Origin of the sequence: Oceanobacillus manasiensis, from assembly GCF_000724085.1 — a bacterium.
Classification (GTDB): Bacteria; Bacillota; Bacilli; order Bacillales; family Amphibacillaceae; genus Oceanobacillus_B; species Oceanobacillus_B manasiensis.
The window spans coordinates 886,661-910,217 of sequence record NZ_CCDL010000001.1 but is presented as its reverse complement, the minus strand read 5'-3'; the positions used below and the strand labels follow the sequence as shown (position 1 = coordinate 910,217).

Annotated in this window: 27 protein-coding genes; 6 read left to right on the top strand and 21 right to left on the bottom strand. The window is 38.9% G+C overall.

Going from position 1 to position 23,557, the window contains the following annotated elements:
- Positions 1-2 precede the first annotated feature (2 nt).
- The 4 genes from argS to speE all read right to left on the bottom strand — a co-directional run bounded on the left by argS (position 3) and on the right by speE (position 4,016).
- Positions 3-1,673 carry an arginine--tRNA ligase gene (gene argS, locus BN985_RS04605; RefSeq protein ID WP_042221383.1) on the bottom strand — a complete coding sequence of 557 codons (1,671 nt, stop codon included), beginning with the start codon at positions 1,671-1,673 and terminating at the stop codon, positions 3-5.
- Complete coding sequence (locus BN985_RS04600) at positions 1,670-2,110, bottom strand: DUF1934 domain-containing protein (RefSeq protein WP_042221382.1); 441 nt, start codon at positions 2,108-2,110, stop codon at positions 1,670-1,672. The genes argS and BN985_RS04600 overlap by 4 nt, the downstream gene beginning before the upstream one ends.
- A gap of 193 nt (positions 2,111-2,303) precedes the next feature.
- Positions 2,304-3,176 carry an agmatinase gene (speB, locus tag BN985_RS04595; protein ID WP_042221381.1) on the bottom strand — a complete coding sequence of 291 codons (873 nt, stop codon included), beginning with the start codon at positions 3,174-3,176 and terminating at the stop codon, positions 2,304-2,306.
- A gap of 12 nt (positions 3,177-3,188) precedes the next feature.
- The gene (speE, locus tag BN985_RS04590; RefSeq protein ID WP_042221380.1) at positions 3,189-4,016 is read right to left on the bottom strand and encodes a polyamine aminopropyltransferase; all 828 of its coding nucleotides are present in this window, start codon (positions 4,014-4,016) and stop codon (positions 3,189-3,191) included.
- 140 nt (positions 4,017-4,156) lie between these two features.
- Between speE and BN985_RS04585 the strand changes: the two genes are divergently transcribed.
- A complete protein-coding gene (locus tag BN985_RS04585) occupies positions 4,157-6,184 on the top strand; it encodes a transglycosylase domain-containing protein (RefSeq protein WP_042221378.1) in 2,028 nt (675 codons plus the stop codon).
- 295 nt (positions 6,185-6,479) lie between these two features.
- Here the strand turns inward: BN985_RS04585 and BN985_RS04580 are convergent, their stop codons facing one another.
- The 3 genes from BN985_RS04580 to BN985_RS04570 form a co-directional block, all read right to left on the bottom strand.
- Positions 6,480-7,004 carry a YwhD family protein gene (locus BN985_RS04580; protein WP_042221377.1) on the bottom strand — a complete coding sequence of 175 codons (525 nt, stop codon included), beginning with the start codon at positions 7,002-7,004 and terminating at the stop codon, positions 6,480-6,482.
- A 63-nt stretch (positions 7,005-7,067) separates the two neighbouring features.
- Positions 7,068-7,571: a YwgA family protein gene (locus BN985_RS04575; RefSeq protein ID WP_042221376.1), complete on the bottom strand. Its 504-nt coding sequence runs from the start codon at positions 7,569-7,571 to the stop codon at positions 7,068-7,070.
- Complete coding sequence (locus BN985_RS04570) at positions 7,552-8,880, bottom strand: HD domain-containing protein (protein WP_042221375.1); 1,329 nt, start codon at positions 8,878-8,880, stop codon at positions 7,552-7,554. Before BN985_RS04570 ends, BN985_RS04575 begins: the two co-directional genes overlap by 20 nt.
- Positions 8,881-9,121: 241 nt before the next feature.
- Here BN985_RS04570 and BN985_RS04565 point away from each other — a divergent pair, with 241 nt between their 5' ends.
- Positions 9,122-9,961: a lipoate--protein ligase family protein gene (locus tag BN985_RS04565; RefSeq protein ID WP_042221374.1), complete on the top strand. Its 840-nt coding sequence runs from the start codon at positions 9,122-9,124 to the stop codon at positions 9,959-9,961.
- A gap of 147 nt (positions 9,962-10,108) precedes the next feature.
- Positions 10,109-10,837 carry a DUF4181 domain-containing protein gene (locus tag BN985_RS04560; protein WP_042221372.1) on the top strand — a complete coding sequence of 243 codons (729 nt, stop codon included), beginning with the start codon at positions 10,109-10,111 and terminating at the stop codon, positions 10,835-10,837.
- 169 nt (positions 10,838-11,006) lie between these two features.
- On the opposite strand, the gene pta is transcribed toward BN985_RS04560, so the two are convergent.
- Positions 11,007-11,981, bottom strand: coding sequence for a phosphate acetyltransferase (gene pta, locus BN985_RS04555; protein ID WP_042221371.1), 975 nt, complete (start codon positions 11,979-11,981; stop codon positions 11,007-11,009).
- 226 nt (positions 11,982-12,207) lie between these two features.
- Here pta and hemQ point away from each other — a divergent pair, with 226 nt between their 5' ends.
- The 3 genes from hemQ (at position 12,208) to BN985_RS04540 (ending at position 14,106) form a co-directional block, all read left to right on the top strand.
- Positions 12,208-12,957 carry a hydrogen peroxide-dependent heme synthase gene (hemQ, locus tag BN985_RS04550; protein WP_042221370.1) on the top strand — a complete coding sequence of 250 codons (750 nt, stop codon included), beginning with the start codon at positions 12,208-12,210 and terminating at the stop codon, positions 12,955-12,957.
- A 296-nt stretch (positions 12,958-13,253) separates the two neighbouring features.
- Positions 13,254-13,721 carry a spore coat protein GerQ gene (gerQ, locus tag BN985_RS04545; RefSeq protein ID WP_042221369.1) on the top strand — a complete coding sequence of 156 codons (468 nt, stop codon included), beginning with the start codon at positions 13,254-13,256 and terminating at the stop codon, positions 13,719-13,721.
- A gap of 133 nt (positions 13,722-13,854) precedes the next feature.
- Positions 13,855-14,106 (top strand): hypothetical protein, encoded by a 252-nt coding sequence (locus tag BN985_RS04540; RefSeq protein ID WP_042221368.1) that lies wholly within the window; start codon positions 13,855-13,857, stop codon positions 14,104-14,106.
- 9 nt (positions 14,107-14,115) lie between these two features.
- Here BN985_RS04540 and BN985_RS04535 read toward each other — a convergent pair whose 3' ends face one another.
- The 13 genes from BN985_RS04535 to BN985_RS04480 form a co-directional block, all read right to left on the bottom strand.
- On the bottom strand, positions 14,116-14,484 hold the full coding sequence (locus tag BN985_RS04535) for a DUF423 domain-containing protein (RefSeq protein WP_042221366.1): 369 nt from the start codon (positions 14,482-14,484) through the stop codon (positions 14,116-14,118).
- A 19-nt stretch (positions 14,485-14,503) separates the two neighbouring features.
- Positions 14,504-14,812, bottom strand: a complete 309-nt coding sequence (locus tag BN985_RS04530) for a YwdI family protein (RefSeq protein WP_042221365.1) — start codon at positions 14,810-14,812, stop codon at positions 14,504-14,506.
- A 171-nt stretch (positions 14,813-14,983) separates the two neighbouring features.
- Entirely contained in the window at positions 14,984-15,118 is a 135-nt protein-coding gene (locus tag BN985_RS19465) for a hypothetical protein (RefSeq protein ID WP_269635260.1), read from the bottom strand.
- A gap of 204 nt (positions 15,119-15,322) precedes the next feature.
- Entirely contained in the window at positions 15,323-15,895 is a 573-nt protein-coding gene (locus tag BN985_RS04525; protein WP_052360608.1) for a cytochrome c oxidase subunit 3, read from the bottom strand.
- Complete coding sequence (locus tag BN985_RS04520) at positions 15,885-17,807, bottom strand: cytochrome c oxidase subunit I (RefSeq protein ID WP_156960074.1); 1,923 nt, start codon at positions 17,805-17,807, stop codon at positions 15,885-15,887. Before BN985_RS04520 ends, BN985_RS04525 begins: the two co-directional genes overlap by 11 nt.
- Positions 17,808-17,830: 23 nt before the next feature.
- Positions 17,831-18,517, bottom strand: a complete 687-nt coding sequence (gene coxB, locus BN985_RS04515) for a cytochrome c oxidase subunit II (protein WP_198029966.1) — start codon at positions 18,515-18,517, stop codon at positions 17,831-17,833.
- Positions 18,518-18,763: 246 nt separating this feature from the next.
- Entirely contained in the window at positions 18,764-19,072 is a 309-nt protein-coding gene (locus BN985_RS04510) for a phasin family protein (protein ID WP_042221362.1), read from the bottom strand.
- A 13-nt stretch (positions 19,073-19,085) separates the two neighbouring features.
- Positions 19,086-20,738 carry an ABC1 kinase family protein gene (locus tag BN985_RS04505; RefSeq protein WP_232225570.1) on the bottom strand — a complete coding sequence of 551 codons (1,653 nt, stop codon included), beginning with the start codon at positions 20,736-20,738 and terminating at the stop codon, positions 19,086-19,088.
- Between the two features lie 592 nt (positions 20,739-21,330).
- A complete protein-coding gene (locus BN985_RS04500) occupies positions 21,331-21,741 on the bottom strand; it encodes a hypothetical protein (RefSeq protein WP_042221361.1) in 411 nt (136 codons plus the stop codon).
- 214 nt (positions 21,742-21,955) lie between these two features.
- Positions 21,956-22,291: a hypothetical protein gene (locus BN985_RS04495; protein ID WP_042221359.1), complete on the bottom strand. Its 336-nt coding sequence runs from the start codon at positions 22,289-22,291 to the stop codon at positions 21,956-21,958.
- A complete protein-coding gene (locus tag BN985_RS04490; RefSeq protein ID WP_042221356.1) occupies positions 22,288-22,500 on the bottom strand; it encodes a DUF4176 domain-containing protein in 213 nt (70 codons plus the stop codon). Before BN985_RS04490 ends, BN985_RS04495 begins: the two co-directional genes overlap by 4 nt.
- Positions 22,501-22,697: 197 nt before the next feature.
- On the bottom strand, positions 22,698-22,991 hold the full coding sequence (locus BN985_RS04485; protein ID WP_042221355.1) for a DUF4176 domain-containing protein: 294 nt from the start codon (positions 22,989-22,991) through the stop codon (positions 22,698-22,700).
- Between the two features lie 27 nt (positions 22,992-23,018).
- Positions 23,019-23,543: a hypothetical protein gene (locus BN985_RS04480; RefSeq protein WP_042221354.1), complete on the bottom strand. Its 525-nt coding sequence runs from the start codon at positions 23,541-23,543 to the stop codon at positions 23,019-23,021.
- Positions 23,544-23,557: the final 14 nt, after the last annotated feature.

The following is a 23,557-nucleotide window of genomic DNA, read 5'->3' as shown; positions in this document are numbered from 1 at the left end:
CTTTACATTTTTTCTGGAGCGGTAACCGCGATTAGCTTCAATGCATTTTGTAATACAGTTTTCACTGCTTCCATAAGTGCAATACGCGCGTGTGTTAGTTCTTTATTGGATTCATCTAGAACTTTTTCAGCGTTATAAAAGCTGTGCAACAATGTTGCTAGGTCATACACATACTGTGTAACTTTATGCGGTGTTTGCTTTTCGGCAGCATCTGCAACAGTCTTCGGAAATTCACCGAGTTTTTTCAGTAAATCGACTTCCTTCTCTGCAGTTAACAAGCTCGCATCATAGCTAGCTTCAACTTCAAATCCTTTACTCTCAGCTTGCTTCAGCATCGTACAAATCCGTGCATGAGCGTACTGTACATAGAATACTGGATTATCATTGGATTGGGAACGGGCCAAATCCATATCAAAGTCAAGCTGTGAATCATTTGAACGCGTCACAAAATAATAACGAACAGCGTCTACCCCAACTTCTTCCATTAATTCTCTTAGAGCAACAGCTTTTCCTGTACGCTTACTCATGCGAAGCTTTTCTCCGTTTTCAAACAGGTTTACCATTTGAATAATTTCTACATCAAATTTTTCTACCGGATAGCCCAATGCCTGAATAGCTGCACGCATTCTCGGAATATAGCCATGATGGTCTGCACCCCATACGTTAATAATCTTATTAAAGCCCCGGTCTAATTTATTTTTATGGTAGGCAATATCCGGTGTCAGATACGTGTAGCTGCCATCCTGTTTTTTTAGTACACGGTCTTTATCATCACCGAAGTCTGTGGTACGGAACCACGTGGCGCCATCCTTCTCATACACATGATCGCCATTTTTCAATACTTCGAGTGCTTCGGTAATTTTATCATCCTGGTACAAAGAACGTTCAGAGAACCAGTTATCGAAATGCACACGGAACTCAGCTAAATCTTCTTCAATTTTACCAAGCTCATATTTCAAACCATATTCCTTAAAGAAAGCTAGACGCTCAGACTGATCCTTCTCAGCCCAACTATCGCCATGCTCTTCTACCAGTTTTTCGCCGATTTTAATAATATCTTCCCCGTGGTACCCATCTTCAGGCATGGCAACATCCTTGCCTAGCGCCTGGAAATAGCGTGCATCAACTGACAATGCTAGGTTATCAATTTGGTTTCCTGCATCGTTGATATAATATTCACGTTCTACTAGGTAGCCTGCAGCATCTAGCACATTACAAAGCACGTCGCCAAATGCAGCGCCACGAGCATGACCTAAATGGAGATCACCAGTCGGGTTAACAGATACAAATTCTACTTGAACCTTTTCCCCTTGGCCGGCATTCGTACGCCCGTATGATGCTTGGTCATTTAAAATAGTGGGAATGATTTCACCGAGAAAATCATTTTTCATGAAAAAGTTAATAAATCCAGGTCCAGCAATTTCCACCTTTTCTATGGAACCTTTGGTTTTATCAAGGTTAGCAGTAATGTCTTCCGCTATTTGTCTAGGAGCCTTTTTGGCAATTCTAGCAAGTTGCATCGCAATATTTGTTGCGAAATCACCATGGGCTTTATCTTTTGGTTTCTCTAAAACAATGGAAGGAAGCTCCTCTTCTGTCGCTAGTTCTGCCTGTATAACAGCTGCTGCAATTGCTTGTTTTAATGTTTCTTCCGTTTGGGCCAACACGTTCATTTGGCACCCTCCTCTATAATTGTAAGTTTGATCTCATGGCTGCGTTCATCCTGGCCATTTAGTTTAACCGTGTACTCTATCGTTAAGCACCCTTCAGACTTGATTGTAGGTGCATCGTAGCTAATTGTTTGGGTAGATGTTTCCATATGCATGCTGCCATAAGGATGCTTGAGCATATTTTCCGTTATCTGCCCCTGCTGAAATTGCTGGTTCATACTAACATTGCCAGTTCGCTTAATACTTACTTTTTCTGGCTGTATCGTGATCAGGTTTTTTGTAGAGAAGCCATCCTCCCCCTGCTCTTCATAGCGTAGTACATCCAGTTTTCCTTTTTGGAAAAATTCACCTGAATGCTGCATGTGGCTCTTTTCAACAGTTCCATTATCCTCAATAGAACTCGAAAGCTCAATCATGACTGGTCGTCCTTGTTTTGTCATCAAATCTCCTCAATCGTAAAAAATCATATAATGACCTATTATATCGTTAATCAGGGGGGAAATGCCAGAACTACCTTTAAAATTCCTGAATTTGCATCCTGCTATGAACTGCAAATGGTGTACATTTCTCATCAAACTGACGTTCATACACAAGCATTATAAAAAGCCTCCACCAAAGGGAGAGGCTTTACAATCATTTCACCCAACCAAGCAGCATTTCACGAACGAATTTGCTTGCTGCAATAGCTGTCTTTTCTGAATGGTCATAGGCTGGGGCAACTTCTACGAGGTCTGCTCCGATAACCTCCACCTTAGACTCGGCAATGAGCTGAATTGCTTTTAGCAATTCTTTGGATGTGATTCCACCAGCTTCAGCTGTACCAGTACCTGGTGCGAATGCTGGATCTAATACATCAATATCGATGGTGACATATACCTTTCTTCCTGCAAGCTCTGGCAATGCTTTTTCTAACGGTGCAGCTACATCATATTTCGTCATATGCATGCCGCTTTCCTTAGCAAACTGAAATTCTTCTCGCATCCCAGAACGAATACCAAATGAATAGACGTTCTCTGCACCAAGCAAGTCACAAATTTTTCGAACAGGTGTCGAATGGGATAATGCCTCACCTTCATATTCTTCACGCAAATCAGCATGGGCATCAATGTGAATAAGCGCCATATCAGGATATACCTCGTGCATTGCCTGAATGACCGGCCATGTAACTAAATGCTCTCCACCCAAACCAAGTGGAAACTTTCCATCTGCGGCAAGCTTTGTTACATAGTTGCGAATCTCGTCCAAACTGCGCTGGGGATTGCCAAATGGTAGAGGAATATCTCCTGCATCAAAATAGGAAATCTCCTCTAAATGCTTGTCCATGTATGGACTGTACTCTTCCAGCCCGATTGAGGCTTCGCGAATACGGCCAGGGCCAAAACGTGAACCAGGACGAAAACTTACTGTCCAGTCCATTGGCATACCATAAATGACAGCCTGTGCTTTTTCGTAATCATTTCCTGACATGATAAACACTTTTCCTGAGTACGCCTCATCAAATCGCATGGAGACCCTCCTCTATTTCAATAAATCTGACACAAACCTCGGCAACGCAAAGGAAGCTGAATGCAGTTCTGGTGTGTAATATTTTGTTTCGATTTCATGAAAACGTTCTGGCTTCACTTTTAACGGATCATGTATTTTACTACCCATTGTAAATGTCCATAGCCCACTTGGGTAGGTAGGGATATTAGCAGTATATAGTTTTGTAACAGGAAAAATTTTCTTTACATCATGATACACCTGGTGAATGAGGTCCGCTTTAAACCATGGGTTGTCCGTCTGTGCAACGAAGATACCATCATCTTTTAAGGCATCTTTTATCCCGCTGTAAAACCCTTCTGTAAAGAGGTTAACTGCTGGACCTACAGGCTCTGTGGAATCCACCATGATAACATCGAATTCACGTTTGCTGTTTGCAATGTAAAGAAACCCATCATCGACTTTTACTTCTACTCGCGGGTCATCCAATGTTCCCGCAATCGACGGTAGAAATTTTTTCGAGTACTCAATTACCTGTCCATCGATTTCGACAAGAACCGCCTTTTCGACAGATGGATGTTTAAGCACTTCTCGAATAACTCCACCATCTCCTCCACCCACAACTAGAACATGTTTCGGTTTAGGATGGGTAAATAACGGAACATGTGCAACCATCTCATGGTAGACAAATTCGTCTCTCTCTGTTGTCATAACCATATCATCTAGAACGAGCATATTTCCCCATTCTTCTGTTTCTATCATTTGTAGCTCCTGGAAGTCAGTTTTCACAGTAGCTAGTGTTTGTTTTATTTTTGCAGTAATGCCAAAATTGGCTGTTTGATTTTCAGTAAACCACATGCTCATTTTCTTCACTCCTTCATCTATCAAGACAATAAAATTATAGAGAATTTCCACAAAAAGACAAGCTTTTTTCCACAATTTGTTTAGATCTTTTTATCTTTTCCCATACTGATAGAAATGCACACATACTGGAGATACGAATCATGGGAAAAGGAAAGTATAACTTGGGGTCAAAACTCCTATTAAAATTAATCGTGTGGCTGGTGGCAGTTGTCCTACTTGGAGCGGGTTCCATTTACCTTACTAGTTTCCTGCTTGGTCCACCAGATTTGCAAATGGATCAGAATACCACGCTTTATAGTAGCAATGAAGAAGTGATTGGAGAAGAACGTGGGCCGGAATATCGTCAATGGGTTGAACTTAGCGATATGTCTGAGGAAATCATTGCGGCCACTCTACTTACCGAAGATCAGAACTTTCACAATCACCATGGCTTTGACCTGAAACGTATCATGGGAGCAATTGTGAAGGATATTCAAACATGGTCCCTCAAAGAAGGTGCCAGCACATTAACCCAGCAATATGCAAGGAATCTTTATTTAACCCATGAAAAAAGCCTCACCCGGAAGATCAAAGAAGCATTTTATACAGTTCGGCTTGAAATGTTTTACTCCAAAGAAGACATTCTCGAAGGCTACTTAAATACTATTTACTACGGTCATGGAGCATATGGAATTGAAGCTGCAAGTAACTATTTTTATAATAAATCAGCTACAGATTTAACGATTGCTGAAGCAGCGATGCTAGCGGGCATTCCTAAGGGACCAACTTATTACTCGCCTCTTAACGATGAAGAAAGGGCGCAAAATCGTCAAAAACAAATATTGACCAACTTACATAATGAAGGGTACATCGATCAAAAATCATTTGATTCGGCATTGCGACAGGAATTAATCTATGCAGAAAACAGTCCGAATAACCAGGAGAAAATCGCCCACCATTTTCAAGATACAGTCATCAAGGAAGCCGCTGAGCTACTGGATAGGAAACAGAAAGAAGTCCGGGCAGGCGGTTATTCTATCTATACAACACTTAACACCACACAGCAAAAGCTACTTGAGCAACAAGTAGAGAAGACAGTGCAGCCTGAAACAGAACTGGAGATAGGTGCTTTAGCAGTTGATCCTAGAACAGGTGGTATTACTGCCATGCTTGGTGGAAGAGACTATAAACAGAGTCCATTTAACCGGACCACATCGGCAAAGCGAATGCCTGGTTCTTCGTTTAAGCCTTTTCTATATTATGCTGCACTTGAAAATGGGTATACGCCCAATACTATGTTGATGAGCAAGCCAACTAGCTTCGAGTTAGCAGATGGTAACGTATACCAGCCAAGTAATTTTAACGGCTATTATGCAAATAAGCCCATTACACTAGCACAAGCTATTGCTTTGTCTGACAACATATATGCTGTAAAAACAAATATGTATCTTGGGCCAGAGAGGCTTGTAGATGCTGCAAGGGAGTTTGGCATAACAAGTAAGCTTCCTGCCGTACCTTCCCTAGCACTCGGGACAGCAACTGTAAATGTAAAAGAAATGGTCACAGCCTATGGCATGCTTGCAAATGGGGGGCATGAACTTCAAGGTCATACCATCGAAAAAATTGTCGACCGTAATGGTAAAACCGTTTATGAACATAATACGAAAAAAGGAAAGCAGAAACTCGACTCAAAGACAGCTTTTCTCCTTACCCATCTCTTAACTGGCATATTTGACAGGGAATTGGATGGCTACATGTCTGTAACAGGATCATCAATCTCAGACCAACTCTCCAGAATCTATGCCGGAAAGTCCGGTACAACCAATTCCGACAGTTGGATGATAGGTTATAGTCCATCACTTGTGACAGGGGTTTGGGCTGGCTATGATGATAATCGACCAATGGAGAAGGTCGCAGAATCTGCTTATACCAAGCAAATCTGGGCAGGGTTTATGGAAGCTGCACATGAAGAGCTTCCAGTAGAAAATTTTACTGCACCAAGCGGTCTTGTGGGCATCCCTATCGATCCTATAACAGGACTGCGAGCAACACCATATTGCGATTCAAGTCGTGTCATGTATTTTGAAAAAGGAACAGAGCCTGAAGGGCATTGCACCGAACATTACCAACAAGAGGATAAAGACAAGGAAAAAAGCATGGTAGAACAATTATTTGATTTGTTTCGGTAAAAGATTTCGTAACTGTAGTCTTGTTAAAGCCAAATTGATAAAAAAAGACAAAAAGAAGCTGATTCCTCCTATCCAGTTGGAATCAGCTTCTTTTCGTCCTAGTAATACATGAGTTACCCATGTATACACATTTTACAAATTTATAATCAAAAGAGCAAGCGCCCGCATTATAGAGCGCTGACTAGGATAGACCTGCGCCGGGTCAACGTTCACTTAACCCGAATCCCCTTCATCCAATTACAAGTTGTACGCAATTTTTTTATAATGTGTCACAAAATAGTCACTTTTTCCGTTACTATTCTGGGAGTACTTCTTTTAACTCGTCTGAAGAATTTGCCCACATATCTGCATCAAATTCTACTAGAAAATCCTTTAAAAGCTTTTTGGACTCCTCATCCATGTGCTCTAAAATTATTTTTCCTTTTAGGGATTTATCCATATGGGTTACGTGCTCTGGCATAGATTTATATGCTCGTTTAATTGGACGGTCCACCCTCACTTCACTACCAGCCACACCAGCATAATAAGTTCCGTTTTCGTTGCGTTCCACGTTTACCCAGACGATCCAATACAGCAAACCGTTCGGGACTTCATCCTTGTTCGGCAGGAATTTCACACGACGCTCGATATCACTACGCCCGTGCATGGCACCCATGTCCACATAGGCTCTTTTCTCATTTGGGTCTACAATAACTGGTGACATGTTTTCCAAACTGATCGTACCGGCTCCATAACCACCATGTCCGTCTGTTGAATCATCTTTTATAATTGTAAATGCATTTGTTGTTTTCTTCTTATTTGAAGAGTTATCAGAACTCATTTCTGGAATCCTCCTTCATTACTGTTGAACCCCATTTTAGCACAGCACAAGTCTTGTTTCATCTTAACTGTTTTCTTTACTTACAGCTGCGATGAACGAAATAGCCTCTTGTATCTCATCATCAGTATATTTTTGCTTCGGTTTTACGGCATGCACTTTTTGAATATTTTCTTCCAGTGGCAAGTCATCAAAATAAAGCATTGTTGCAACAAGCTCTAAGAAGCGTGAACTTTTACCTTTTAGCATTTCTACCTTCGTTCCCAAATCAGGCATATCCATGGCAAATTGATCCAAAAAGGACTGGCCATCTTCTGTTATGGAATAACGATATTGGTGATAATTGCTCTTATCTTCTTTTTCCTCATTGATAAAATGCAGATTACATAACTCTTCCACACGTAATGTTAGTTCTTCAGAATATGGACCATAAAAATGAAATTGGAATTTCTCTTCGAATGGCAGCTTACTCTTCTGCAGGATGTAAATCATTTTCTGAAGTTTTTTACGTCCAGTTACCTCGTTTGCCACAGAGAAAAACTGCATTAATTTAGCGTGATTCGTTAGCATCTATTAACTCCCCTTGCCCATATAAAATTTCCTTAATCCGTGCTTTCTTCTTCCCGTTAGGAAGGCTTTCCAGTAAATCCTTCGGGAAATACAATTTATGATCGGTTCTTTTTTTACCTGAAATGGATTCCACAATATCTGAATGTCTCGACAGTTCCTTCAAATCACCATTTGGCATGAGTAAATGGATAGGCAGTCGTTCTTCCTCTTCGCCTGGACGGTAGAAATCATATGGTAAATCAGATGAAGAATCAACAACAAGATAGTATTCTGGATCAATTCCCGCATCAGAAAATAGCCTGTAGAGCTCCATCCATTCGGCCATTTGTAGGTTCGGGTTGAACTCAACATACTTAAATAATCTTCTGTTCATAAATCGCTCACAAAGGTCACGTAATATCTCGTCATCTTCTTCCTGCCAAAGCTGGAAATAATAAGAAACAATACCCTCATCAAGCCTTAGGTACTCATCTAATTTCACGTCCCCAGTGAAAAAGGAAATAAAGTGAGTCGGCTTCAGTTTGAATTCAAATTCCTTTGTTTCATAAAGATATTTGGCACGGTGAAGAATCTTCGTCAGGATTACCTCAGCACTTCTCGTCACAGGATGGAAGTAAACCTGCCAGTACATTTGGTATCTGCTCATAATGTAATCTTCTACCGCATGCATTCCTGTAGCTTTAATTACAACCTGATCTTCAATCGGCCTCATTACTCTTAAAATACGTTCCATATCAAAGTGACCATAACTTACACCCGTGAAATAGGCATCCCGCTGCAAATAATCCATTCTGTCTGCATCAATCTGACTTGAGATTAGGCTAACGACAAGTTTATTTTGATACGTTTTAGCAATGACATCTGCCACTTTCTGAGCAAAGCCTTCCTCGGCCTGTTCAAGAATTTCATGAACCTTTGTTTCTCCCAGAATGATCTTTTGTGTATATTCCTCATGATCAAGCTTGAATACTTTTTCAAAGGAATGAGAAAATGGACCGTGTCCTAAATCATGAAGTAAGGCTGCACACAGACAAAGTAATCGCTCGTCGTTATTCCAATGCTCTCTCCCTTGGAAGTTATAAATAATTCTCCGTACAATCTCATAAACACCAAGAGAATGATTGAAGCGACTGTGTTCAGCGCCATGAAAAGTATAATTTGTTGTTCCGAGTTGCTTGATCCTTCGCAGTCTTTGAAACTCAGGTGCTGCAATCAAGTCCCAAATCACCCGGTCCTTCACATGGACATATCTATGTACAGGGTCTTTAAACACTTTTTCTTCTACTAATTGTTCATCTTTATAAGCCATTTATTTTCCAACCCGTTTCTGTTCAAACATATAATAGTATTATTATATAATAGATAAGCATGATAAAAAAGAGATGTTTATGATTCTTAAAGAAAGCCTCTAAACAATAAAATGTAACTTCATTTGGTAGTAGGTTTCCAACCTCCCCAGCAAATGTTAGTTGGCAAAATGGATCTTTACTGGCATGTTGATTCCATTTAGGGAGTACTACTGGCAGCTAAGGCAGGATAAAGGAGTAATTATGAAAAATTGGAAAGACATTATTCGACATCAAACATTTCGTTATATTGACCATTCAGCAATGCCTACCTTTCATGGGAAAGACTACACTGCAATGACATCATTCGCTGTAGATGATGCACTAGCATTATCTGTAAGTGATGAACAATCTCCGCCTGTAGTTCGTTTATGGGTACATGGGGAAACGATTGTATTAGGAATTCCTGACGGCAAGCTTCCCTATATTGACGAGGGTGTGGCCCACCTGAAGCAGGCTGGAAAGCACGTAGTCATACGTAATTCAGGAGGACTTGCTGTCGCTTTAGATAAAGGGGTATTAAACATTTCGTTGATTCTCCCTGGTGTAAAGCACATATCCATCCATGATTGTTACGAAGCAATGGTAAGCTTTATACAATATATGCTTCGTGATGTAACAGACGCTATTGAAGCTTATGAAATTGTGCAATCCTATTGTCCTGGAGATTATGACCTAAGCATAAACGGCAGGAAATTTGCTGGTATATCCCAACGTCGTGTTAAGGACGGTGCAGCCATTCAAATCTATTTAGATGTGGAAGGTAATAGCAAAGAACGTGCCCAGCTCATTCGCGAATTTTATGACATTGGAAAGAAGGATGAGGAGACCGCATTCTCTTACCCGACTGTTGATCCCCAAGTGATGGGATCCCTATCAGAATTGATCGGAATTGATTTAACCGTAAAGGATATGAAAGAACGCGTCTCTGTAGCACTAGCCGAATTCACGGAAACCGTTATTGAAATGGATTTCACCGACCAAGAGCTTGTTCATTTTGAAAAAAGGTTGAAGCAAATGGAAAAGCGGAATGAGAAAATTTAATAGTACACTTGCTCTTAGCCTTCCTTTCTTAGGGAGGCTTTTTTACATAACTCTTAATTTCCCAATTAAAGCCAAATTTGATTCTTCCTATGTTACACTATACAAAAGATTTCGAATGCTCTCATTCTTAAAAGGGGGGAAGAAACAATGACTGGTATTTCTATATTTGTGGCCGTTGTTTTGCTAGCAACACAGCTGGTGAATTTTTTACTGCGGCGAAAATACAATATTTTAGAAGAAAGCCAACCCATTAACCACAAACAAAAAATTGTGAAACATGTATTCACATCCCTTTTCATCGTAGTTATTATTCTTTTAACCATCTATTCTTCTTTGCAATTAATGATGTTAACAGCAGCAGGCCTTACCATCCTTTATACCGGGTATCAATTTTTCATTGAATACAAAGGCGCATATGAGGAAAAACAATATGTCTTTCATTTAGTACGTATGATAGGCACTGTCATAGTTTTTATCGGCATTCTTTATATTACTCAGAGAACGGTTCCTTTGGAAAAAGTTGTACAAGAAGAAGGGCACTTTAATCCTGGAGAGGTTGAACGATTGGAAATTGACAACTATACCTGGAAAGAAGAAAGAACGGACGACCGCTCGGTTACAATAGAAGATCCCGAGTTGATCAATCGTTTGTTTGACATGCTATATAAACTGGAGCTTCGCAAATGGGTAGAAGATACATCAGAATGGGATGAAATTTATAGAATGGAAATTAGATATCAACCTATCCAGGATATTGATGTCAGCGAGAAGTTGATAAACATCAACTACACTACCTATGAAATCGTCGGAGACAACCCTTTTTATGAGTTCCTTGAGGAAATGGATTTAGAGTGGGAAGAAGAGGAAGGAATATGATTCTCGACTCTCACAAAATTATGAAAGGAGCTAAGTAGCATGATCGGGTATTTCTTATCTGTTTTCATCATCACTATCCTTGTACACTTTTTTATACGTTCTCCTTACAAAAAAAGCAGAACAAGTTCGAAGCATTCCTCGAACTTGTTCTGCCTTATTTATTTAGCAATTACTCAGCTGCTTGTGCAGCAGTAATCAATGCTAGCTTGTATACGTCTTCTGCACTACAACCACGGGATAGGTCATTCACAGGTTTGTTCAGTCCTTGAAGGATTGGTCCAACTGCTTCCATTCCACCAATACGCTGAGCGATTTTGTAGCCAATGTTTCCTGCTTCCAGGCTAGGGAATACAAATACATTTGCATCACCTTGGATGTCTGCATTAGGGGCTTTTTTGCTTGCGACACTTGGAACAAACGCTGCATCAAATTGGAATTCTCCATCGATAACAAGTGATGGATTTTTCTCTTTTGCTACTTGTAATGCTTCGACAACTTTTTCTGTCTCTGGTGATTTTGCAGAACCTTTTGTCGAGAAACTAAGCATTGCTACACGAGGATCTACATCAAATAACTTAGCAGTTTCCGCACTTTCTACCGCAATCTCAGCAAGGTCTTGACTGTCTGGTGTAATGTTTATGGCACAGTCAGCAAATACATACTTTTCTTCGTCGCGAACCATAACGAACACACCGGACGTCTTTTTGATGCCTTCCTTCGTTTTGATGATTTGAAGTGCTGGACGTACCGTATCTGCTGTTGAATGTGCAGCACCACTAACAAGGCCATCTGCTTGGTTCATATAAACAAGCATGGTGCCGAAATAGTTTTCATCAAGAAGAATTTTTTGTGCATCTTCTTTCGTAGCTTTCCCTTTACGTCTTTCCACAAAGGTATCTACCATTAAATCAAATTCCGGAAACTCACTCGGGTCGATGATTGTGCATGTAGACACGTCTACTCCAGCTTCCTCAGCTTTTTGTTTCACTGCAACTCGCTCACCAATTAGGATTGGCTTCAATATTCCAGATGCACCCAACTGACTAGCAGCAGTAAGAATACGTTCATCTGTACCTTCTGGGAAAACGATGCTGGAGTTTTTTGAAGCGACTCTTTCTTTTAACTGATCAAATAAATTACTCATATTACCTAACCTCCTGATTGCTTGTAGTTAAATTCTAGATGATTCATATAGGAAATCAAAGAAATTGCTCCTATTCGTAGCGCTTTTTTTGACAGACCTATGACAATATATCAAATTTCATGTGAATTCGTCATCTCATACACAACCTGTATCATGAATATCTTTCCCTAATTATGCTATAGTAAAAACATACGACATAACAATTATGAAATAAGGAGAGATAAATATGGTAGAAGCAGTAGAGACCATGGATGGTTGGTACAGTTTGCATGATTTGCGCTCCATTGACTGGAATGCATGGAAGCTTGCCACTGAAGAAGAACGTAAGCAAGCAATCGACAGTCTTCACACATTACTTGATAAATGGGAAGCTGTAGAAGAGGCAAAAGAAGGCAGTCAGGTTCTATACAAAGTTCTTGGACAAAAAGCTGACCTACTATTTATGTTCCTTCGCCCTACTACGGACGAGCTTTCAGATATGGAAACAGAGCTTAATAAATCAAAGTTTGGTGAGTTTTTATTACCAGCCCATTCCTATGTATCTGTTGTAGAACTTTCTAAATATCGTGAGTCTAAAGACGGCGTAGACCCTGAAACATTACCTGAAACACAAGCACGCTTAAAGCCGATCCTACCTAAATGGGAGTATATTTGTTTTTATCCAATGGATAGAAGACGCCAAGGTGACGAAAACTGGTACACATTAGAAAAAAATGTCCGCGGTAAAATGCTTTATGAACATAGCAAAACAGGACGTAAATATGCAGGAAAAGTGAAGCAGATCATTACCGGTTCCATCGGGCTTGATGACTGGGAGTGGGGTGTAACCTTATTTGCACATGAACCGCTTCAGTTTAAGAAAATCGTGTATGAAATGCGCTTTGATGAAGTGAGCTCAAAATACGGTGAATTTGGTGAGTTCTTCGTTGGAAATCAACTACCTAGAGAAAACATCAGTACCTTTCTTTCCTTATAAGAGTTCACATCTTCCATTTTAAGGGGCTGCCTAGACGTCGTTATGACATCTAGGCAGCCTTTTTGAAATCTTATCCTGTTTATTTTGCATATCTCCCCATCTCAATACATACCTATTAATAGTGAGTTTTGCATCTAAGATCTTACAGAAATGAGGAATGCCTATCGTAAAATAACTAACTGTCCAACCCTAGCGGTTAGAAGGAACACAGGACGCTTTAAGGCACATCCGTAACGTTGAACAATAATCTTATAGAGGTGGCCTTGAGATAGAAGCGATTATTAGGAGGGATTTGCATGAGCGAAAATCAAGAGAATCAACAAGCCCAGCAAGAAAATCAATACCAGAGTAGTTATCCGTATTACTATTACCCTACTGCCTCCCCAGCATATTATCCTGTTTACAACACACGCCAACAGACTCCCCAACAAATGCAGCAATTTCAGCAACAAACGGGATCAGGAACAGACCAAGGCATGTTGCCAATCCAAGAATCATATATAGAGAATATACTACGCTTAAATCGTGGCAAGCAAGCTACCGTTTATATGACTTTTGAAGGAAATAGTCAGTGGAATGCCAAAGTCTTCAGAGGGCTTATCGAAGCAGCAGGAAGAGACCATATTATTTTAAGTGACCCTCAAACTGGTAAACGATTCTTATTACTTATGGTTTATCTTGATTATGTAACCTTTGATGAAGAGATCAATTATTCTTATCCGTACGGTAATAACCCATCCATGGCCTCTTTTCCACCAAGATAACAATATACACGTGAAGAAGAATGGCGGTTTTTAAGGGCTTTTTGCATTCAATAAAAGGATGACCGGGAAGCTGCATCCCTAGGTCATCCTTTTTCCACATCAAATTCCAAATGCCAGGCAAAGGGGTGATCAAATGCGGCATCCGTTAGAAAAAGTTATCCGCATCGAATTGCTAAGCTTAGCTCTTGCCTTGGTAATTGGCCTTATATCCATTATTCAAGGGAATTTATTTCTCATAATAGGTAGCATCTATTTTATCGTCATAAGCTTTTGTTGTACGGCCATACTAGAATGGCAAACCCACCAGACCGAACAGGGAGCCAAGCATGCATTGCGTGCTTTTCTTCTATTCCTTATCGCAACCTATCTACTCTTTAAACTATAAGAGGTTTTTCTATATATATTTCACAATGGCTGTACCAATCAGCACCCAACCTATTAGAAAAGCTACGCCCCCAATAGGTGTAATCATCGCAAATGTTTTTATGGAAGTGATGGAATAAACGTAAAGACTTCCAGAGAATAAAATAATCCCTGCAAAAAACATGGAACCTGCCCACACAAGGCCACCACTTGTGAATTTCGCCATTAGCAGTCCTGTAACAAGCAATGCCATCGTATGAAACATTTGATAAGTGACAGCTTTTTCCCATGTCGCTATCGCTTTCTCCGAAATTCTACCTTCCAGCCCATGTGCCCCAAACGCGCCAAGAGCTACTGCTAAAAATCCATTTATTACACCTAATAGTAAAAATAACTTCATCTCTAGAACCCCTCTCTATTTAAAAATCAAAAATGGAATCCCCATTTGCATCTTCTTCCTTAAGTACGCTATGTTGGTTCATCACTTTTTTTGGTTGCGTTTCTATAACTTCTTTCCCCATCATTGCCTTTAATTCCTCTGTGGAAATACCATCTACATCGGTTGTTGCTTCAGACTGACTAGATTTTTCATCTTCCAAAAATAAATCGCATAATAATTGAACATTACGTACATGCTGTTGCACGATCCGATCATCATGCTTACTTGTCTTCGCTTGCTGTAATTCTTTCATCATTTTTTGAATGATGGTTTCATTTGCAACCGCCATCACCATCGCTCCTTCATTGGGTTCATTCGTGCGTTCATTATAACATGAGCTTACTTGTCGAGAGAACTAATGTGAAAAAGAGCCACCTGCTCCTTTTAACAAATTGACCTTAAAAGGTAAATTTGCAAATTAAAAAAACCTTGGATTACCAAGGTCTCATGTAAAACAAAGTTAATTGTTTATAATCTCTTCTTGTTCTGCCGAATAGCGTTCATATACCCATTGCAAAAACAGTTCTTCTTTCTCCTCGAGCTGTCTGCCCAAACTGTTGGTAGTATTTTCACAAATTTGCAAAAAGCTCTCCATTCCGCTACGTTCCCCCCAAGCGATGAAGCAATTGTTCTTGAAGTTATTGTAACCCGATTTCCTTGTATTGGCAACATGTAAATTGTAAATTTGCTGAATTTACAGAAAAATACCGATTTTGACATTTTCATTCGCTTCATTGCGACAATCTTTTTTTATTTGCGACGCTTTAAATAGAATGGCAAAGTCATCTTATTATATATGCTATAACAGGTACGGAAGATAAACGATACCTATAATAAACACCCACACGATGTCAACAAAATGCCAGTAATAAGCAAAAATGCTTAGCTTCTCTGTGAAGAGTGTCAACGGGATTCTTCGGAAATATTGAACGAACAACACGCCCATCCAGCCAACTCCAAAAGCAACGTGTGCAGCATGAAGTCCCACCAACGCATAGTAGGAGGACATGAACACACTTGCACTCATTCCATACCCTTCTTTTACAAAGCTAGCAAACTCATATACTTCAAAACCTAGAAAGATAATGGCAAATAACTTGGTAATCCCTAGACCAATTAGGAAGAATGCTTGCTTTTTCTTCTTTAAAGCCCGCTCCCCTAACCACAGGGTTCCACTGCTTGATAAAAGAAAAAAGGAGGAAAGAATGACGATTTTCGCTTCAAACACTTCAGACGGATGAGGCCCCTGAGTTGCTGGAGTAAAAATTAAGTATGTCGCAAAAAGTACAGCAAACATAACAACCTCTACACCTAGATAGATAAAAAATCCCATTTTTTTATCCTTGAAGAGGGCCATTTCTTCACGATTCATCTTTCTCCCTCCTTCCATAGAATCCTTCACGTTCATCTCGTAATGCACGGATAACTAGCAATCCAAACAATAACAAGGCAGATAGGATCGACATCCAATACCAAGCAAAAGTAAGACCCCAAGATAGGAAGAAAAATGTCATACTCATTAGAAATGGTAAGATGGACTTCACCTCAATCGGGCTCGCTCTTACCTTGTCTGTAACAGGCATCTTCTCTCCAGCAGCTTTTGCGAACCAGAAAGCATCTATTTCTTTTACAACAGGCATTGGGTCAAACGTATGATCTGGGACCGGGGAAGCCACACTCCATTCGAGTGTTCGACCATCCCAGGGATCATCCCCAACCTTTCTACCCTCTTTATATGTCTTATACACATTCCAAATAACAAATAGCATGCTGATTCCCATTAAAAATGCACCAATTGTACTTGTGAAATTGAGTCCAGTAACTCCGTCAGATTCCGCATAGGTATAAACACGACGTGGCATTCCTTCTAATCCTGTAATATGCATCGGGAAGAAAGTTAAATGGAAACCAATTAAGAATGTCCAAAAGTGCCATTTTCCTAATTTATCATCCAGTACGTAACCAGTTATCTTTGGGTACCAATAATACAAACCAGCAAAGATCCCAAGAATAGTAGAAGCAATGATTACATAATGGAAGTGTGCTACTACAAAATGTGTATCATGGAATTGGAAATTTGCAGCTGAAACGGAAAGCATCACCCCTGTAACTCCGCCCATTACAAAAGAAGGAATGAAGCCCAGAGCAAAAAGCATCGGGGTCGTAAACCGAATAACGCCTAGTCGCATGGTAAATAACCAGTTGAACACTTTAATTCCCGTAGGTACAGCAATTAACATGGTCGTTATGGCAAAGAAGGTATTCGCCATTGGACCAAGCCCTACTGTGAACATGTGATGAGCCCATACCATAAATCCTAAAAAACCAATCAGCATAACTGATAATACCATGATGGGATAACCGAATATCCTTTTTTTCGAGAAGGTTGATATAACATCTGAAAAGATACCGAATGCTGGTAATGCTAGAATATAAACTTCTGGATGACCAAATATCCAAAATAAATGCTGCCAATAGATTGGATTTCCTTCTGTGCCGGAGAAGAATCCTGCACCAAACATCCTATCAAACATAAGAAGATAAAGGGCAATTGCCAGAACGGTAAAGGCAATTAGAATTAAGAAGGAGGTGACTAAAGATGTCCACGTGAAAAGTGGCATTCTCGTCATTTTCATACCAGGTGCCCTATGCCGAACAATGGTCACAATTAAGTTTAAAGCCGTAAATATCGTTCCGAGGCCTGAAATCTGCAAGCCGAACACATAAAAGTCAGTGCCGGCCCCTGGTGTAAATTGTTCTGTGGACAATGGTGCATAGCCTGTCCAACCAATTTCTGGTGTCATGTTAAGGAAGAAAGAAATATTAAAAAATAATGACCCTGAAAAAAACAACCAAAAACCAAGTGCGTTTAAAAAAGGGAAGGCAAGATCTCGTGCACCAATCTGTAAAGGGACAACTGTATTCATCAGTCCTAACAAAAGAGGCATCGCAACAAAGAAAATCATCATTGTGCCGTGTGTTGTAAACACTTCATTGTATTTTTCCCCTTGAAACACCCAGAAGTCATTGTTAGGAAAAGCAAGTTGTGTACGAATAAATAACGCATCTAATCCTGCTCGAAAAAAGTAAATAATGCCAAACAACATATATAGAATACCGATTTTACGGTGATTCGTCGTTATCATATATTCCCATAAAAGCCCCAGACGCCTCTTTTTCAAAATTAGAAAGCCTACAATCCCCCCAAGTATGAGACTGAAAACCCATGCAGCTAAAACGTCTGAAGGCATCATGAAAGTATTACCGAATAGTGTAATCTCCACGCTTACCACCCCTGTATTGCAATTTACCTATCATTTAAATATCTGTCATATTCTTCTGCTGTCACAACTTCCACTTCAAAAACCATACTCGTATGCTCTATTCCACAGTACTCTGCACATTTTCCATCATACGTACCAACCTGCGGATTTTTAATTTCATATACTAATTCTCTGTCTGGCATCACATCTACTTTACCACCTAGTCTTGGAACCCAAAATGAATGGATAATATCCTCTGAGGACAAATGGAAAATGATGGATCCTCCTTCTGGAATAACGAGCCGGTTATTTTCGGTCTTCCCATTTTCATGTTCAAACGTCCAGTTAAATTGCCGTGCTGTTACGTAAACTGGTACTCCGTCCTTTTCAGATTCTGATGAAAGTACGGGAGATTGGTCATATGTCATCATAATGGTGGGAACAGCTAATACTGCAAGCAATAGAAGTGGACCAATTATCCAAGCTGTTTCTAGCCATTTATTCCCCTTTACATCTGGTGGAATATCGTGTTTCTTTTCATCTGTGTATCGATACTTAAATACAAACCATACAAATAATACGCAGACTACCAAGACAACAAGCAACATTAAAGCAAAACTAAAAAGTATTAAAAATGCTTGATCTTCCGCAGTGTCACTCCGGGAATCCAATACCGCTATATTGCAGCCTGTTAATAGAAAAAACAAAGGCATTATTAAAAGCCTTCTCATACCCTTCCCACCCTTTTTAAATTGCTGGTACAAACACGTGCATAGAGCACATATACTTACATACTCATACATAAAAAACGAGCTGTTAATTTTCTAATAATCACAATCGCTTAAACGCTAACCTTTTCCCTATTTAACCCCCTCCAAAACAAAAAGGACGGAGCTATTATTTTTGCAAATAAAAAGGCCGAACGCATTCACTTATTGAATACACGTTCGGCCATTGTCTTATGGGAAGATCGGGTTTTATAGTTCGCTATTTTGCCCTAGCTTTGTTTCGAGTTCTGTAATCCTAGCTCGAAGTTCATTAATGTCTTCCTTCGTAGCTAACCCAAGATCTTTTGCCATCTTTTGAGTTTGTTCGTACTGCTTAGCGCTCCACTCGTCTTTCTTCATTTCTCCCTTGTTCATGTATGTTTGCATGACAGACCTTGCTTCATCCTGGGAGAGTTCATTTTTATCCACTAGTGAGCGCAATCTCTGGTCTAGCTTTTCTTTGCTCGTTACTGCTGCTCCTAGACCTAGTAGAAACCCTTTTTTCAATACTTCATTCACTTGCAACACCCCCTTACTTTTCTGACCGCAAGAATAGGTAATGACGTATCATAATTAATCCTGTACCCGCAAAGCAGGTGACAGAACTCCAAAATAAAACTATACCAGCTGTTGATTCAAGGCTTAAACCAAGTAGGCTTACACCACCACTTATTACACCCAAAGTGAATAACATAACCTCCAGCACAACAAAAAAATGATGCTTTAACCTAATTTGTTCTTTCTTCTTGTCCCATTGCCTATCTTTTTCCCCACTTTCCAGCCAATTTAACATCGCTTTAGGAAAAGAAAAGACAGGCTCTATTGTATCCTTAGCATACTGCATATAAATCGACTCAATAAGCCGCTTTCCACCAAACCACTTTTTAACCTTTCGATTTCCCCACTTTTCCAAATCAACATCTGGATATATTGCAAGTAAAATTCCAAGGACAATAGACATGGCTCTTCCAAGGTAAGCATATTCCGCTGAAAGTTGAATCGGCTGATCTTTTATAAAGATCCGAATGTCTGCCTTTAACTGTTCCATTGTATGTGCATCCAATGTTTTAAATGATCCATTTTTGTACATTTCTACCGTGTGCTTAATCATTTGTTTTAACTTAGTGCGATTTGCGTTCGGCAAAATAAAATTCATCTCATCTAGGACATCTATAACTCGATCATAATTATCCATGATTACAAATTGGATAATTTGCTTAAAATAATGGATGTCTTGTTTACGTACTGTACCGACCATTCCGAAGTCAATGATGGATAGAGTGCCATCTCTTTGCAAGAGAATATTCCCACCATGTGGGTCTGCATGAAAGTTTCCCTCATTAAGGAACTGGTCAGCATAGAATTCGAACAATCGCTTTGCTGTTTGTTCTACCGAAATAAGGTTACGATTCATGAAACCGATATCTGTTACTTTTGCACCGTCGACCCATTCCATTACAAGTACCTTCTTTGTGCAAAGATGGCTATAATAATTAGGTATGTGAATGTATGGATAATCTTTAAAGCGGGTTTGAAAATAGAGCGCATTATCTAGCTCTTGGTGGAAATTTAGCTCTTGGTCCATCACTGTAATTAATTCTGTGTACAATGATTTAAGGTCTGCTTTTCTACCAAATGAGGTGAATACAGAAAGGATCCAAAAGACGATGCGAAGTGCAATAAAATCCATATGAAAGATTTTCTCTATTTGATAGCGTTGCACTTTAATGGCTACCTTCTCGCCATTTTCTTTTAACGTAGCAGCGTAGACCTCTCCAATTGAAGCAGAGGCGATCGATTCTTCTTCCATATAATCGACCACTTGATCAATTTCGTTCCCCCATTCTTCCTCCAGTAACTTTTTAGCGTAGGAATAGGGCATGGGTGGGACTTTATCGACAAGACCACTTAACTCGTTAATAAACACCTGTGGCATAATATCGGTTCTTGTACTAAGGAACTGTCCTACTTTTATGAGCACACCACCTAGTTGCACAGCGCGTTTCCGATACTCTTTAGCCTGTCTCATTAACAGCCTGTCCCATTTCTTCCTCGTCCGCTCATCCCAAATACTATGTATAAAATGGAAAGCGTATATTTGAACAAGGAACTTACAGGCCATCCAGACTAATATACTGCATCGGTAAATAAGATTATAATTTCTTTTATTTCGCAACGTAAACACCTCTGTTACCAATACCCTCCATTCCCCTTTAATAAAACAAGTTTTGGCTATTAGAAAAAAGGCTATCTATAAAGTGAAACTTCAATCAGTGGGAGTTTTCATTCTTCCCCCACTGATTGGTAGTTGAACGAATCGGGGTGTTAGCGTCCGTATACTCCCACTAAAAACTAACGATTTCACTTCTTTTTTTGAAGTGGGAGTCTTACGGACGGTTGCTCCGGGACAAAATTTCCAATCAATTAACCTATAACTTAACTGCCTCAAGTTAAAAAAACAACTAATAAAAGTATTAGTCGCTTTTTTTGAATCCAGAAGATATTACAGAGATATAGATGAATCTCAGTTGATCATTTGTTTTCTTAAATTCCTTCAACCCTTTAAACTTTTCTTATTTGCCATAAACATTATCATGGTTGCTAATAATTTCGCTAAGTTCCTAACTTTAAAAAATAGTTGAAGGAATAATCATTGCTCCTTCAACTAATACTTCCCTTAATTAGTCCACCAATCTATGAGTAATTATCTAAGTAAATTATGGTTTGGTGTATTATAACTATAATGGAAAATGATTTAGCAGCGAGCTACATGTGAATTATTCTATTTTACTCCACACAATTTCCTCATATTTCTCCGCTTTATTTCCATATGTAAACCTTTCATCTTCGCCAGCGACTATAATATAAAGCGAGTAATAGTCATAAAGTTTCCCATAATAATCATCATTTGGTCCTTTTATCCCCTGCGTGCTGCTCACACGCTCACTTAAAAGTTTAGCAAATTTTTCCCCTAACTCTTTTTTCTCCTCATGATCTATACCATTAACTAACACATTTAAGTAAATCATTTCTTCTTCCTTAGTAACTGCACATTTAATAGCTGCATCATATTGTTCCTCACATACATTTGCAACATCTTCCATAACTTCTTTCGAAACCTCTATTTCTTTTTCACATCCAAACAAAATTACAATGAGAACAACCAATAAAAATAATGTCTTCTTCACTTTTTCTCTCCTATATGAATAACTTTAAGAACAAATTGAACTAATATACTTCTTTATGTAACTATTTATAACTTTTCCACCCTGTATGTTTTACTATTTCGTGACCAACTGTCCCTGCACGCTACGTACTCACTTATAATTTTTATCAACTAGTTTTTGTTTCTTCCCATCATTACTGACTGCTAAATTACAGATAATGAATCTCTTTATTTTCTTACATTTCGTTATTATTATCGAAACCTATACTTTTTAAATAATTCGCTTTTGTTTTAGGATATACCTTCTTGTATAAAAGAGTGAATATCCAAGTAGTTAGAATAGATGGAATTACAACAAGCAGGCCAATCGGAGCAACTGTCAGCCCTACAATAATTAAATACAAAATTGATAGATACATACAAGAAAATACGAATAGGAACATATAAGACATGGTGATAAATGGATATAAATTCAAATTTGAACCTGAATCCTTTGATGTCTTAAGAAGCTCTTTGTCTTTTTTAATCTCCTGGAGAACAATCCTGAATGGATACAATAAAAAGTTCTTCATTTTTTGCCTTCACCCGACACTTCCTGTAACCTTTTTTGTAATACTAATTCACCTTCCGATTCTAACCCTTTAAAGATAACTTCTTTTATATGGTCATCATTAAAGAAAATATTACTCTCATAAGATAAATGTCCTTGTGGAAAAGGACAAGCCACGTAATCCCAGACTTCTTTGTTATCCCCTTGCTCTTGCTTACTGCCATAAATCATAATTTGTTATACTAATTGTCACTTATGTCGATCTTGCTATACAGTGAAACTTCAATCAGTGGAGGTTCTTCCCCCACTGATTATTAGTTGAACGAATTGGGGTGTTAGCGTCCGTTTTTCCCACTTAAACATCACTGTTTCACTTCATGTTTTGAAGTGGGAGTATTACGGACGGTTGCTCCGGGATAAATCACCTATTAGTTTTCTACTTTAAATCTTGGATACTTAATCTGCTTTATTCTTTCATCATATTCTTTCTGGAATACTTCTTCTTGTTCGTCCACATAGCCTTTAAAATAAACCTCTGCGACATTTTCAGCATTGAAAAAATATACTTGTTCTTCTATTTTCCCAGCTGGATAAACACATGCTGAATAATCGAAATAGCCAATTACACCATCCTGATTATAAAGAGGGGCTCTATTTAGAATCATCAGTTTTAAATCTCCATTTTCCAGTCGCACAACACTTCCTATTGGTAATATTTCCATCTGTTATCAGCTCCCATTAGTATCGTATTACTTTCTCCTACTATATAACTTAATTCTTGCAATAGATAAACGCTTTAAACTTAAACAAAAAATAAAGAAAAGAAATACTGAAAATACGAAAAGTATTAAGGTCATTAAAATAAAATATAAAATAGTTAGTAGGACAAAAATGATAAAACTAATTATAGCTAACCATATCTCTAATTTATATACTGTTTTACCATCATCTATGTAATCCTCAATCATGGAGTCTGTTAGATAAACCTCTTTAACTTCCTCATAAAACATATACTTATAAACAAGACGACTTATATAATATGTCAGCCCTAACGCTGCGCTAAATATAAGTATATTAGGTAAAAGGGTAAGTGGAATTTTAAAACTTTGTATACCTCGCATAATGGCTAGCACAGCAAATAAACCGATCCAATAGACCCATTGATTACTTTCCTTATGAAAGGCTTTGTAGGATCGATTTAATTCTTGGTCCAAAAAAATCGTGTGGCTTTGTCGATTTTTTTTATTTTCTGTATAAATTGGGATAATTTTCATTCTTATCATTCCTT